This window comes from Phenylobacterium haematophilum (genome assembly GCF_014196295.1).
Lineage (GTDB): Bacteria > Pseudomonadota > Alphaproteobacteria > Caulobacterales > Caulobacteraceae > Phenylobacterium > Phenylobacterium haematophilum.
Map to the genome: position 1 here is coordinate 60,854 of NZ_JACIDK010000004.1, position 13,453 is coordinate 74,306.

General features: G+C 69.4%; 10 protein-coding genes. 5 read left to right on the top strand and 5 right to left on the bottom strand.

Going from position 1 to position 13,453, the window contains the following annotated elements; genetic code table 11:
• Nucleotides 1–73: 73 nt before the first annotated feature.
• Both GGQ61_RS14410 and GGQ61_RS14415 read right to left on the bottom strand, forming a co-directional pair.
• Complete coding sequence (locus GGQ61_RS14410) at nucleotides 74–3,046, bottom strand: TonB-dependent receptor domain-containing protein (protein ID WP_183774009.1); 2,973 nt, start codon at nucleotides 3,044–3,046, stop codon at nucleotides 74–76.
• Between the two features lie 243 nt (nucleotides 3,047–3,289).
• Nucleotides 3,290–4,444, bottom strand: coding sequence for a pyridoxal phosphate-dependent aminotransferase (locus GGQ61_RS14415; RefSeq protein ID WP_183774012.1), 1,155 nt, complete (start codon nucleotides 4,442–4,444; stop codon nucleotides 3,290–3,292).
• A gap of 163 nt (nucleotides 4,445–4,607) precedes the next feature.
• On the opposite strand from GGQ61_RS14415, the gene GGQ61_RS14420 reads away from it, so the two are divergent.
• The 4 genes from GGQ61_RS14420 (at nucleotide 4,608) to GGQ61_RS14435 (ending at nucleotide 9,709) form a co-directional block, all read left to right on the top strand.
• Nucleotides 4,608–5,090 carry an Lrp/AsnC family transcriptional regulator gene (locus GGQ61_RS14420; RefSeq protein WP_183774014.1) on the top strand — a complete coding sequence of 161 codons (483 nt, stop codon included), beginning with the start codon at nucleotides 4,608–4,610 and terminating at the stop codon, nucleotides 5,088–5,090.
• Between the two features lie 160 nt (nucleotides 5,091–5,250).
• Nucleotides 5,251–6,504 carry an aminotransferase class V-fold PLP-dependent enzyme gene (locus GGQ61_RS14425; RefSeq protein ID WP_221221050.1) on the top strand — a complete coding sequence of 418 codons (1,254 nt, stop codon included), beginning with the start codon at nucleotides 5,251–5,253 and terminating at the stop codon, nucleotides 6,502–6,504.
• On the top strand, nucleotides 6,504–8,219 hold the full coding sequence (locus tag GGQ61_RS14430) for a M61 metallopeptidase family protein (protein WP_183774016.1): 1,716 nt from the start codon (nucleotides 6,504–6,506) through the stop codon (nucleotides 8,217–8,219). Before GGQ61_RS14425 ends, GGQ61_RS14430 begins: the two co-directional genes overlap by 1 nt.
• Nucleotides 8,207–9,709: a S10 family peptidase gene (locus GGQ61_RS14435; protein WP_183774018.1), complete on the top strand. Its 1,503-nt coding sequence runs from the start codon at nucleotides 8,207–8,209 to the stop codon at nucleotides 9,707–9,709. Before GGQ61_RS14430 ends, GGQ61_RS14435 begins: the two co-directional genes overlap by 13 nt.
• On the opposite strand, the gene GGQ61_RS14440 is transcribed toward GGQ61_RS14435, so the two are convergent.
• Genes GGQ61_RS14440 through GGQ61_RS14450 form a run of 3 tightly spaced genes read right to left on the bottom strand, consistent with a single transcriptional unit; the run spans nucleotide 9,706 to nucleotide 12,462 of the window.
• Nucleotides 9,706–10,275: a TetR/AcrR family transcriptional regulator gene (locus GGQ61_RS14440; protein WP_183774019.1), complete on the bottom strand. Its 570-nt coding sequence runs from the start codon at nucleotides 10,273–10,275 to the stop codon at nucleotides 9,706–9,708. The two genes, GGQ61_RS14435 and GGQ61_RS14440, sit on opposite strands and share 4 nt — an antisense overlap.
• A 48-nt stretch (nucleotides 10,276–10,323) precedes the next feature.
• On the bottom strand, nucleotides 10,324–11,355 hold the full coding sequence (locus GGQ61_RS14445) for a glutathione S-transferase family protein (protein WP_183774021.1): 1,032 nt from the start codon (nucleotides 11,353–11,355) through the stop codon (nucleotides 10,324–10,326).
• 12 nt (nucleotides 11,356–11,367) lie between these two features.
• Nucleotides 11,368–12,462, bottom strand: a complete 1,095-nt coding sequence (locus GGQ61_RS14450; RefSeq protein ID WP_183774023.1) for an MBL fold metallo-hydrolase — start codon at nucleotides 12,460–12,462, stop codon at nucleotides 11,368–11,370.
• Between the two features lie 87 nt (nucleotides 12,463–12,549).
• Between GGQ61_RS14450 and GGQ61_RS14455 the strand changes: the two genes are divergently transcribed.
• Nucleotides 12,550–13,452: a haloalkane dehalogenase gene (locus tag GGQ61_RS14455; protein ID WP_183774026.1), complete on the top strand. Its 903-nt coding sequence runs from the start codon at nucleotides 12,550–12,552 to the stop codon at nucleotides 13,450–13,452.
• Nucleotide 13,453 lies beyond the last annotated feature (1 nt).

Below are 13,453 nucleotides of genomic sequence, written 5' to 3' on the forward strand. Positions count from 1 at the left end.
GGCCCGTGGGTCAGACCGGCGCCGCCTGCCGCGCGCGGACGAGAGTGATCCGCGCGACGGTTACAGCGTGTCCCTAGAACCGAGCGTTCAGGCCGACATAGTACCGGCGGCCGAGGATGTCGCCGTAGTTCCGGGTCGGGAACGAGGGCTGCTCGTCGGTCAGATTGATGACGCCCGCGCGGACCGTGTACTTGTCGAAGGCGTACTGCGCCGAAATGTTGTGGCGGTAGTTTTCCTTGATCTCGGGGGTCGGCGTGCTCTCGATGGTGTCGAAGCTGTTGATCTTGGCTTCCGGCAGGTAGTGCAGCGAGTAGTAGAGCCGCAGCGGTCCGTTCGAGTAGGTCGCGTCGAAGTCGACCACCCAGTCGGGCTGGCGGGTGGTGCCGTCGTAGCGGTTCACGTCGAAGCCGGTGACCGACTGCTCGTAGCGGGTGGTGTGGGTCGCGTCGACCGCCAGCTCCAGCTCGCCATAGTCCGCATCGTTGAAGAAGCGGCCGATCGGGAAGCGATAGTTGACGTTGTAGGTCTCGCCCCGGAACGCCACGGTGCCGGCGTTGAAGGTCGTCGACAGCGCCGTCGCGATGGCGCCGGTCGAGTCACGAGTGAATGTGCCGCAGATCTCGGCCGACGGGCTGGTCGAGTCGTAGCAGGCGGCCATGAAATCCTGCGGTGTGAACGGCGAAAGGCCGTCCGTCAGGTCCACGTCGATGCGGTCGACCACGATGGTCAGGCCGGGCACGAAGGTCGGCTGATAGATGAAGCCGATGGTCTTGGTGTCCGAGAGCTCGTTGCGCAGGTTCGGGTTGCCGCCCGAGGTGACCAGGGTGTTCGAGAAGTTCTCCGACGGGTTCTGGAACGTCGCCAGCGGGCCGAAGCTTGGATTGGCGGCGAACAACGCCTGGCAGTTGGCCAGACGCACGGCCGGGTTCGGGCCCGAGTTGATGCGGTCGGCGTCGCAGGGGTCCCAGCCGGCGTTGGACAGGTCCGTGCGCGACGGCGCGGCCAGCTGGTCCAGGGTCGGCGCCCGGAAGTTGCGGCTGCGCGAGCCGCGGATGGTCAGGCCTTCGAAGACTTCCCAGCGCAGACCCGCGCCCCAGATGTTCTCCGAGCCGGCGATCGAGTGCTTCACGCGGCGATAGGCGCCGTCGAACTCCAGCGAGCGGACGCCCGGCAGGGTGAAGTCGCCGCCGAAGATCGGCACCAGCAGTTCGCCCGAGAACTCGTCGGTGTTGTAGGCGGCCTTGGTGGCCTGCGAGGCCACCTGCGAACCGACGATGCCCCGCTGATTGGCGACGAACGGCGTGTACTTGGCCTCTTCGCGGCGGTGCTCGTAGGCGGCGCTGAACTTCACCGCGCCGGCCGGCAGGTTGAAGATGTCGCCGCCGATGGTCGCCAGGTAGTCGTCCTGGGTGTTCAGGTAGTCCTGGCCGATCGGCGCGGTCAGGTACAGGCGGTTGGCCTGGCTGACGTTGCCGACGCCGAACGGGTTCAGCGGCGTACAGGCCGGATCGTCGTTGGCGGTCGAGGCGTCGGCGTTGATCGCGCAGACGATCGCGCCCGAGCTATTGCGCACCGCGTTCACAGCGTTGTTGAAGCGCGAGGTGATCACGCCCCAGCCGGTGCTCTCGCCGTCGGTCTCGGCGCGGCTGGCCGACACGCTCCAGTAGAAGTTGCGCTCGGCGAAGTCGAAGTCGCCATCCAGCGAGACCACCGCGCGGGCGGTGTTCGTGGTGCTGACGTTCTCACGCGTCGGCAGCAGGTCGGTCCAGAACTTGGAGACGAACAGCGGCGGGCCGCCCGCGCCCAGCGCGGCCGACATGGCCGGGGTCAGGAATGGGTTGGTGCGCGACAGGGCGATGGGTCCGGCGCCGGACGCGGCGTTGTTCAGCACCGTGTTGCTGGCCTGCTGGCCGTAGGGATCGCGCCCTTCGACCTTGGCGTACATGAACTCGCCCGACAGCCGGATGCGGTCGGTCAGGTCGACGTGGCCGATGACGTTGCCGACCCAGCGCTCGATGCCGACCTGCAGGGCGGCCAGCTCCTGATACGGCAGGCCGTCGCCGCCGCTGGTGAAGGGCGGAACGTTCGGGTTGACCAGCGTGCCGACGTTGTAGGGGATGAAGGCGTCGCCCGTGGCGTTGCTCTGGATCGGCTGGCCGGCGACGGCGCCGATCTGGCTGGCGAAGGGCGGGCCGGCGCGCGAGATCACGCCGTTGGCGTTGAAGGTGACGAAGCGGGTGTTGAGGTTCTCGACCAGCGAGGGGATGCCGTCGGTCGGCGTCCGGTTGGCCGGGTTCGACACGGTCACGCGGCCGAGGTTGGTGCGCGGCCGGTCGTAGTCGAGCAACGAGTCCGTCTTCGACCATTCCAGGTTCGCGGCGATGTTGGCGCGGCCGTCCAGGAAGTTCTTGCCCGCGGTCGCCCGCAGCGCCTGGGTCGGATAGTCGTCGCGCGACGAGATGCCGTACTGGGCGTCGAGCTCCAGGCCCTCGAAACTGTCCTTCAGCACGTAGTTGACCACGCCGGCGATGGCGTCCGAGCCGTAGACCGCCGCGCCGCCCGCCTGGACCACGTCGATGCGTTGGATCAGGCCGGTCGGGATGATGTTGGTGTCGACCACCCGGTCGCCCAGTCCGTCCACGCCGCTGACCGCCCGCGACTGCGAGGTGGTGACCATGCGGCGGCCGTTGACCAGCGTCAGGGTGCGCCCGGCGCCCAGGCCGAACAGGTTCGGGAAGGTCTGGCCGCTGCCGGCCTCGTTGCCCGTGCCGTCAGCCATCGCGAACGAAGGCGCGTTGGAGCTGATCTGGTTCAGCATGTCGCCGACCTGGACCACGCCGCGGTCGGTCAGGGTCTCCGCAGTGACGACCGAGACTGGCGCCGAGGTTTCGGTCTCGACCCGGCGGATCCGCGAGCCGGTGACGACGATTTCTTCGACCGCGACGCTGTCCTGAGCGAAGGCCGGCTCGGCGGCCATCGCCGCCGCGATCGCCAGACCGCCCATCATGCTGGTGGCGAGCATGCGCCCGCGAACTGACTGACCCATCTTATATCCCCCTTCTGTGGCGGAGCCCCTCCGGCTCCGACGCGACCCGCCGCTCCCCGATAGGGGCGGGCCGTAAAGTCCGCTTTTGCGTTGTGGCGCTTGTGGAAAACCTAGGCGCCGCAACGCGGTTTTTCTTTTCGTTCTTCAAACCGACGCTGAAGCGTCGCAGATTGTTTATGCGCTCGCCGACCGCGCCCTGCATGGTCGATGCGGCGCAGGCAGACGAGACGCACAAGGCCGCCATCAGGACGGCCGATAGCGGCGCAGCGCGTCGGCGAAGCGCCCCAGCGCCCGGTCCAGCTGCTCGGCGTCGCCGCCGAAGCCGATCCGCACATGCCCCGGCAGGCCGAAGAATTCGCCCGGCGCGACGGCCACGCGATGATCGCGCCAGAGCCACTCAGCCAAGGCGTAGGTGTCGGCGACGCCGACGACGCGCGGGAAATACATGCAGCCCTGCGCCGGCACGTCCCCAGCCAGCAGGCCCTCGGCGATCATCGCGCCGGCGTGCCGCTCAAGCACCGGGCGGGCGCGCGCCAGCAGCCCGCGCCAATAGTCGTCGAACGGAGCCATGTCCTCGAGCACCCGGGCGGCGACCGCGTGCGAGAGCTTGGAGACCCCGAGATCCCCCTGCTCGCTGGCCGCCAGGATCGCCTCGACCTTATCGGGAGCGGCGATCGCCCAGCCGCACTTGAGCGCGAACAGGCCCTGGACCTTGGTCAGGCTGCCGACGCTGATGATCTCCGGCGAATAGGTGGCGGCGGCCGGACGCGGCCCGGCGAAGTCGCCATAGACCTCGTCGATGACGATGCGCACGCCGCTCTTGCCGGCCAGCGCGGCCAGCGCCAGCAGCGTCCCCTGCCCCAGCGCCGCCCCGGACGGATTGTGCAGGTCGGTCAGCAGCACCAGCCGGGTCTCCGGCTGGATCAGGCTTTCCAGTTCGGCGGTGTCGATGGCGAAGTCCGGAGCGCGGCGCGGCAGATAGCTGATGCTCGCGCCGGCCGCCGCGGCCAAGCCTGGCAGCAGGTCGAAGCACGGCGTCTCGACGATGATGTGGTCGCCGGGCCGCACGAAGGCGCGGATCGCCAGCCCCATCGCGCTGGTGGCGCCCGTGGTGCAGAGCACGTTGGCCGGCTGCACGCCGTAGCGACCCGCGACGGCGGCGGCCACGAAGCGGTTGCCGTTGGCGAAGACGCTTTCGTAGCGATCGGTGATCTCGCCGCCGAACGCCCCGCGCACGACCTGCGCCAGCAACTCGGTCGGCTCGCGGATGGTGGAGTCGTAGAGCACCGCCGCGTCGGGTGCGGCGGCGATGTTGCGCATCATCGTCCGCACCCAGTTGGAATAGTCCTCTGGCGGCGGCACGTGCGTCCCCTCAGCCTTGGGCGACTTACTCGGCATATTCACTTCGTCGCCCCCAAGGCGCTGCCTGCGCCGTGCGGCGACAGTTGCTGACTATGGAGTGAGCCTATTCCGCCACACGGGATTATCTTGCCTTACTCGGCCTTGACATCAGCGATACCCGCATCCGCTATGCGCACATATCGAACCAAGGACATAAGCTATGCCCGCCGAGCTCGACGCCATCGACATGAAGATCCTGGAGCTGATGCAACGCGACGCATCGCTCTCGACCGCTGAGCTCGCCGAACGCGTGGGCCTGTCGCAGTCGCCCTGCTGGCGCCGCATCCAGCGCATGCGCGAGGAGGGCTACATCAAGGCCCAGGTGGTGATCGTCGACCGCGAGAAGCTCGGCTTCAAGATGCAGATCTTCGCTCAGGTGAAGATGACGACGCTCAGCGACGAGGACCGGGCCAAGTTCCACAAGGCCATCAACGACATTCCCGAAATCCTTGAATGCTATACGGTTTTCGGCGAGATGGACGCCATGCTCAAGATCCTGGCGCCGGACGTCATCTGGTATCAGGACTTCATCTTCTCGACGCTGTTGAAGCTGCCGGGCGTCGTCGACGTCCGCTCGATCGTGACCCTGACGGAGTCCAAGAGCACCACCGCCATCCCGATGCGCGCGCGCAAGTTCCGCTGATCGCCCCGAAGGCGCATGAGTAATGCAGGTCGGGAGCCCGGCCCCGCATAATCCTCGCCGCGGCGGCGACCTTCGCCGGGGAGAACGACAAGAAAATCCGCCCGGCGGCTCATAGCGTTTCGAGCACGGCCGGACCTGGCCGCAAGAGTGCGAGATCACCATGAAGCTGACGCGCCGCGCCCTCGTCGCCGCCGCCGCCACCAGCGGGGCGCTGGCCCAGTCGGCCGCCGCCGCGGCCCAGGCTTCGCCGGCCTCGCCCCGCCTGCCGGCCAAGGCCGATTTCGCCAAGATGCCGTTCACCTACCTGGACGCCGGCTCGACCCACCCGATGCCGCTGGGCGCCCGCGCGGCGCTGGAGGAGTACCTCCGCTACAAGACCCAGGACGGCACGGTCTCGAACTACAGCGTCGGCGCCAAGGAAACCGCGATGATCGCCAAGTTCGGCGAGCTGGTCGGCGCCGCGCCCGACGAGCTGTCGCTGATCCAGTCCACGACCATGGGCGAGAACCTGGTGATCCGCGCCCTCGGCATTCCCGAGAGCGGCGGGCGCATCGTCACCGACGCCCTGCACTTCTTCGGCTCGTTCTACACCTACGGCGAACTGGGCAAGGCCGGCATGGACGTCGTCACCCTGCCGATGACCCAGGACGGCCGCATCGACATGGGCCAGATGGCCGCTGCGGTGAACGACCGCACCAAGCTGGTCTCGATCAGCGCGGTCTCGACCACCAACGGCTTCCAGCACGACCTCAAGGCGGTCTGCGATCTGGCCCACGCTCACGGCGCCTATGTCTATGTCGACATGGTCCACGCCGTCGGGGTGACCCCGATCGACCTGCGCGCAGCCGGCGTCGATTTCGCCGCCTCGTCTTCCTACAAGTGGCTGATGGGCGACTTCGGCCTGGGCTTCCTCTATGTGCGCAAGGAAATCCAGGACAAGGTGAAGCGGCCGTGGTGGGGCTACCACCAAATCAACGCCTTCAAGTCCCACGTCTTTCCCTATGACGAGCCGGGCCCCGGCGCGGCCACCTACGGCATGTCGCCCGACGCGGCCGGCACGTTCGCCATGGGCACGACGTCCTGGACCGGCGTCGTCCAGCTCGACTACTCGCTGGGTCTGATCAAGGACCTCGGGGTCCCCGCCATCGAGGCCGCCCGCCAACCGCTGATCAAGGCCGTCCAGACCGAACTGCGCGGCCGCGGCTACCAGCCGATGACTCCGCCGGACTCGCGCACCGCCCTCGTCGCCTTCGCGCTCAAGGACGCCCGCGCCAAGCTCGGCGACCTGATGAAGGCCGCCAACATCCGCATGACCGTCTCGCAGAACCGCTTCAGGGTCTCGCTGGCGGTGTTCAACGACATGAACGACGTCGACCGCCTGCTGTCGGCCCTGCCACGGACCCCGCCCGCCTGATGAAGACCAAGACCCTGCTGGCCGCCGTCGCGGCCGCCCTGGCGCTCGCCACAAGCGCCGGCGCCCAGAACGCGCCCCCGGCCCTGAACGTGACCCTCGCCCCGCACCAGAGCGACGGCGCGGTCGACAAGGTCGGCGTCACCCTCAAGCTGCAAGCGCCAGGCGCCCAGCCGGGCGAGCCCTTCCTGCGTCTGCCGATGGTCTTCGCCTCGGTGGAGACCCAGCGCTACGAAGCCGCCCAGATCGAGGTGACCGACGCCAAGGGCGCGGTGCCGCTGGTCCAGAAGGACGACCCGGTCGACCAGGCCAACTTCATGTACTTTCGCCGCTGGCAGGTCGCGCGCCCGACGCAGGGCGACGTCACCGTCCGCTACACGGCGAACGCCGCCGCCTTCCGGCCGAAGCTCGGCTCGGGCCCGCCCTTCGACCTGCGCCCGGAAGCCGGCGGCCTCAACGGCGCGGGCGTGACCTTCCTGGCCCTGCCCGACAACAGCCGCCCCTACAGCCTCTCCCTCGACTGGGACCTGGCCGCCATGCCGGCCGGATCGCGCGGGGCCCAGAGCCTGGGCGAAGGCCAGCTGAAGCTGGTCGGCCCCGTCGATCTGCTGGCCCACACCTTCTACATGGCCGGTCCGATGAACAGCTATCCCGAGGCTTCGAGCGGTCAGCCGTTCGCGATCTACTGGCTCGGAACCCCGCCGTTCGACGTCCCGGCCGTGGCCAGCTGGACCGAGAAGGCGCGGACCGCGATCGCCACCTTCTTCGGCGAGCCGAACAAGCCCTATCGCGTGTTCTTCCGCCACAACCCCTATCCGGGCACGGGCGGCGCCGGGCTGATCAACTCGTTCATGTCCGGCTTCGGCGACGATCCGCCGCCGACCGTCGACGGCATGCGCCATCACCTGGCGCACGAGATCGTCCACAACTGGCCCGGCAGCCTGAATGGCCCGAACGGCGTCGTCTCCTGGTACGGCGAAGGGCTGGCGGAGTTCTACTCCGCGACCATCCCCTGGCGCTCGGGGCTGATCTCGACCGACGACTTCCTGGCGCAGATCAACGAGCGGGCGCAGAGCTACTACGGCAACCCGGTGCGGACCGCCCCGGCCAGCGAGATCGCCGCCAAGTTCTGGAGCGACACCCGTGTCCGCAAGCTGCCCTACGACCGTGGCGCCTTCTACATGGCCATGGTCGACGCCCAGGTCCGCGACAAGTCGGGCGGCAAGCGCCGGCTGGACGACCTGGTCAAGGCGATGATCGCCCGGCGCGAGGCCGGCCAGTCCCACGACACCGAGGCCTGGCTGGACATGGTCGCCGCCGAACTCGGCCCGCAGGCGCGTGACGAGCACGCCGCGATGATGGCCGGCGCCTTGCTGGTCCCGGCGTCGGACGCCTATGGCCCCTGCTTCAAGCGCGAGGCCGCCAGCTTCCGCGCCTTCGAGCTCGGCTTCGACAGCGCCTCGCTGACCGCCAGCCCGCGGATCGTGCAGGGCCTGGTCGCCGGCTCTCAAGCCGCCATCGCCGGGGTTCGCGACGGCGACGAGGTCACCGAGGCCGTGGTGCTGGACGCCGTGCAGGCCAAGGCCGACCAGACCATCACCCTGAAGATCCGCCGCGACGGCAAGGATCTGACGATCACCTACCTGCCCCGCGGCCAAGCCCAGGACGGCTACCGCTGGGCCCGCACGCAAGTCCCGGACAGCCAATGCGCCATCTGATGTCGGCCGGTCTTGCGGCCCTGCTCCTCGCCTCGGCCGCGGCGCCGACGGCCCAGGCCGCGCAGGATCCCGTTCCCGTGGCCGCCGCGCCCCGCGTATTCGCCAGCGACCACGCCGGCGTCTTCATGGGCAAGAAGGTCGCCTACCGCACGACCCTGCAGGAGACGATCCTCAAGGGCTCGGGCGGCCAGCCCGCCGCCAGCCTGTTCAGCCTCTCCTACGTCGCCAAGGGCGCGAAAACCGACCGCCCCGTCGTGTTCGTGTTCAACGGCGGTCCCGGCTCGTCCTCGATCTGGCTGCACATGGGCATGCTCGGCCCACGCCGCATCGCCATGTCCGACCCGGTCAAGCCGCCGACGGTCCCGCCCTTCGCGCTGGAGGACAATCCCTACTCGCTGCTCGACGTCGCCGACCTGGTGTTCATCGACCCCATCGGCACCGGCTACAGCCGCCTGCTGCCGGGCGGCAAGGCCGAGGACTTCTACGGCGTCGCACAGGACGCCCGCGCCACCAGCGAGTTCATCCAGGGCTGGCTGACCGCCAACGGCCGCTGGAACTCGCCCAAGTTCCTGATGGGCGAGAGCTACGGCACCGTCCGCGCCTCGGTGGTCGCCACCAACCTGATGGGCGGGCCGATGTCGCCGGCCGGCGCGCTGGGCGCCACCACGCTGAACGGCGTCATCATCCTGGGTCCGGCGTTCGACATGAACCGCGGCGGCGGGGCCGGCGACGACCGCAGCGCGCTCGCCAGCCTGCCGACCATGGCCGCCACCGCCTGGGTCCACGGCAAGTCCGCCGGCGCGTCGGCGGAAAGCGCCGCAGACGCGGCCCGCGCCTTCGCCCGCGACATTTACCTGCCCGCCCTCTACGCCGGTGAAGAGCTGCCCGTCGCCGACAAGGCCAAGGTCGCCGAAGGTCTCGCATCGCTGACCGGGCTTTCGGCCCAGACCTGGATCGACGCAGACCTGCGCATCTCGCTGTCGAAATTCGGCGAGCTGCTGCTGAAGGACAAGGGCCTGCAGATCGGCGCCTATGATGGCCGCTACACCCTGCCGCTGGCCGCCAGCGGCGGCGACCCCGTCGCCGACGACCCGGCCATGGGCCAGTACACGCCCTCGTTCGTCGCCGGCCTCAATCAGTACGTCGAGCAGGACCTGAAGGTGAAAGCGCCCTCGACCTATCAATCGATCGCCTTCGCCGACGTCAACTCGCGCTGGAACTGGGGCGCGGGCCCGCGCAATTACGCCGAGGACCTCGCCACCGCCATGCGCCGCAACCCGGCCCTTGGGGTGTTCGTCGGCTCGGGTTACTACGACCTCGTCACCACCTTCGGCGCGGCCGAGAACGTCGCCCGCCACTCCGGGCTCGCGCGTGATCGGCTGACCATGAAGGTCTATCCGTCCGGCCACATGCCGTATCTCGGCGATGACAGCGCCCGGCTGCTGGCCGCCGACATCCGCGCCTTCCTGGCCGACCGCTCGCGGCCCTAGGCGAGCAGCCTCCGAACGGAGGTTTCCAGCACCTCGCGTGCGCGGGCGGGGTCGAGCCCCTGCTCGCGCCGCAACCGCGCCCAGCTTTCCCAGCTCAGCAGCAGGTCCAAGGTCTCGACGGTGATCGGCTCCACGCCGGCCGGCAACTCGCGCACCAGGATCGCGCGCAGCGCCGCCACCAGCCGTTCGCTCCCGGCCTCCAGAAACCGCGAGCGGTGCCGCAGCACGTCGGAGGCCCGCTTGAACGGCGCGATCTTCTCGAACACCGCCGCGCGCCGGGCGACCAGCTCGACGACGCGTTCACGCGGGTCGGCCGACTTGAAGGGCGCGTCGACCGCGGCCTGCATCTCGCGCTCGATCTCCTCGGACATTTCCGAATAGAGGCTGTCCATATCGGTGAAGTGCCGGAACACGGTGCGCAGGCCCACGTCGGCGCGTTCGGCGACCTGCTCGGCGCTCGGCGAAACCTCGCCCTCCTGGATGATCTCCAGCATGGCCGCGACGATGCGGGCGCGGTTGTCCTCGCCGCGCCGCCGCCGTCCGTCCACCGACCGTTCCCGACTCAAGCGCCCCGCCCCGCAACTTCCTTGAGCCCTGACTAAGCCCTGCGGGGATCAAGCTCCAGGGGCGAACAGCGCTTCGCAGCCCGTCCCGGCCAGCAGGGCGTCGACCGCGCGGCGCGCGCCGGCGTCGAGCCGCCCGTGGGCCTCGCGCAGCCAGCGCAGGCACTTGGCCTGATAGGGGAACGGCTGCTGGGTCCAGGGCGCTCCCTCGACCACCGCCTCGACCTGCTCGGCGCCGGCCATGACCGCCCGCGCATTGGCCAGCATGACCGGGACGTAGCCCCGCCCGATCTCGGCCAGCAGCGGCGCCAGGGTCGGCGGCGGCGCGGCTGGCGATATCCAGTCGCCCTCGCCCGGCTCCAGCCCCGACAGGTCCTCCATCAGCCCGACCCAGGCGGCGACGCGCGGCGCGGCGCGCAGGGTGAGCGCCATCGGCGTCGGGTCGAATGCCGCCAGCTGGGTCAGTTGTCCGAACACCGCGAAGTCGCCCGCCCCCGGCCGGCGGCCGAGCAGATAGGGTTGGTGACGCAGATGGGCCTCGAACGCCTCGAGGAACCGCTGGTAGCTCGCTTCGATCAGCGGCCCGGTCACCTCGTTGGAGCCGACATAGCGCAGGCGCCCGATCTGCCGCTCGGCGAACTGCCGGCCGCGTTCCGCCAGCTCCTCGTCGGGCACGCAGAACCCGCGCCAACATGGCAGGATCGCCGCCGACTTGGCGATGTCGGGCTCGTAGGCCCAGCGGTAGTGGAACATGGCCTTGGTCAGCCACTCGTCGGCGAAGTCCTCGATCAGCTCGTCAAGGAAGGCCAGAGCCGGGTCGTCCGGGATCAGGCTGCGGCCGACATGCTCGCGCTCCAGCCGGCGGATGATCGGGCTGGAGTCGGTGACCGCCGCCAGCTCGCCGTTCTCGTCGGGCAGGTAGAAGGTCGGCAGCAGCGAGACCTTCGGCTGCGGCAGCCCCGCCAGCGCGGGCCCCGACGGCGGCAGGAAGCGGTACGGAATGCGCCGGTAGCGCAGCACCGCCAGCATCTTGCGGGTGTAGGGCGAACCGGGCGCGCCCGACAGCGCGATGGGGTCCTTCATCTCGAACGCCTCCTATTGGAAGATCGTCAGGCGGTTAGTGTAACGGATGTCGTCGGTCCCGGCCGGCAGGCTGATCAGGTCGCCGTCGTGGCCGACCCTCAGCTGGCCCGAATAGAGCTTGCGCGAGTCGCCCAGGAACGGCCCCTCCAGCGCCCTGACCGGCAGCGGCGGAATGATGTGGGTCAGCAGCAGGTAGCGCGCGCCCGACCGCTGCGCGATCCGCGCCGCGTCCTCCGGGGCCGTGTGGTACGACAGGATGTCGTGGGTGATCGCCGCTAGGTTGGCGCGCCCGTGCTGGGTCGCGGCCCTGTTCTGGATCGCGACCAGGTTCGGGGCCAGGGCCTCGTGCACCAGCACGTCGACGTCTTTCGAGGCCGCCTCGACCCGCGCCGAGACCGCGGTGTCGCCGCTGACCACGACGCTGCGGCCCTTGTAGACGAACTTGTAGCCGACCGCCGGTTCAACCGGCGCGTGCTCGACCGGGAAGGCGGTGACCTTCAGGTCGGGCGTCTCGATCAGCACCACGTCGGGGCCGTTGCGCGGCGCCTCGAACGGTCGGGCGATCCCGCCGAAGCCGCTCGGCGGGGTGACCTTCTCGCCGTGGTGGGCGATGCGGTAGCCGCGGTCGATCAGATAGGCGTCCTGGAACCCGGCCACGACCTTGTCGACGCCCAGCGGGCCATAGATCGGGACCGGCGCATCGCGCCCGCCGCCGGCCCAGCGTTGCAGCATCAGTTCGCCCAGATCGTCGATGTGGTCGGAATGCAGATGGCTCAGCAGCACCGCGTCGACCATCCCCGGCGGCAGGTTCATCAGGGCGAGGTTCTTCGTCCCCCCCGCCCCGGCGTCGATGACGAACAGCTGACGACCGGCCAGCACCACCGTGCAGGGTCCCGCACGCCCCGGATCGGGCATCGGCGAGCCCGAGCCGCAGAGCCCGACATGCAGACCGTCGGGCAGATCCGCATAGGGATCGGGGGCCATGGCCTTGTCGAAGATGCGCTCCATCGCCGCCACCGCGATCTGCCCGCGCAGGGCGAACGCTGCGCCCCCCGCGACCACCACCGCCGCCAATACGGCCAGACCGATCTTCCACCCACGCGCCATCGCTTCCCTCCCCGGCTTGACCGCCTCGGATTATAATGACACGCATAGTGTCATTAGTTTCAACGACTGACTAGCCCCGAGGCCCCGATGCAGATCCTGCGCACTCCGGACGAGCGTTTCGCCGCCCTGCCCGACTGGCCCTATGCGCCGCGCTATCACCAGCTTGCCGACGCCGACGGAACGTCCCTGCGGCTGCACTATGTCGACGAGGGCCCGCGCGACGGCGCGCAGGTCCTGCTTCTGCACGGCGAGCCGTCCTGGGCCTTTCTCTATCGCAAGGTCATCGCCGGCCTGGTCGCCAAGGGCTGCCGGGTGATCGCGCCGGACCTGATCGGCTTTGGCCGCTCCGACAAGCCGGCCGACCGCGGCGACTACACCTACGAGCGTCACGTGGCCTGGATGAGCCAGTGGCTGACCGAGCTCGACCTGAAGGGCCTCACCCTGTTCTGCCAGGACTGGGGCGGGCTGATCGGGCTGCGGCTGGTCGCGGCCTTCCCCGAGCGCTTCGCCGGCGTGGTCGTCGCCAACACCGGGCTGCCGACGGGCGGCGGCATGACCGACGGCTTCAAGGCATGGCTCAACTTCAGCCAGTCGGTCCCGCAGATGCCGATCGGGATGCTGATCAACGGCGGCACAATGCGCGACCTGTCGCCCGAAGAGGTCGCCGCCTACGACGCACCCTTCCCGGACGAGAGTTACAAGGAAGGCGCCCGCCAGTTCCCGGCCCTGGTGCCGGTGACGCCCGAGCACGCCTCGGTCGCGCAGAACCTGCAGGCCTGGACCGTGCTGGAGCGCTTCGAGCGTCCGCTGGTCACCGCCTTCAGCGACGGCGACCCGATCACCAAGGGCGGCGAGGCCCCGTTCCAGGCCCGCGTGCCCGGCGCCCAGGGCCAGCCGCATGTCACCCTGCACGGCGGCCACTTCCTGCAGGAGGACAGCCCCGACGCCATCGTCGAGGTGATCTCCGACCTCATCACACGCCGCGGTTAGG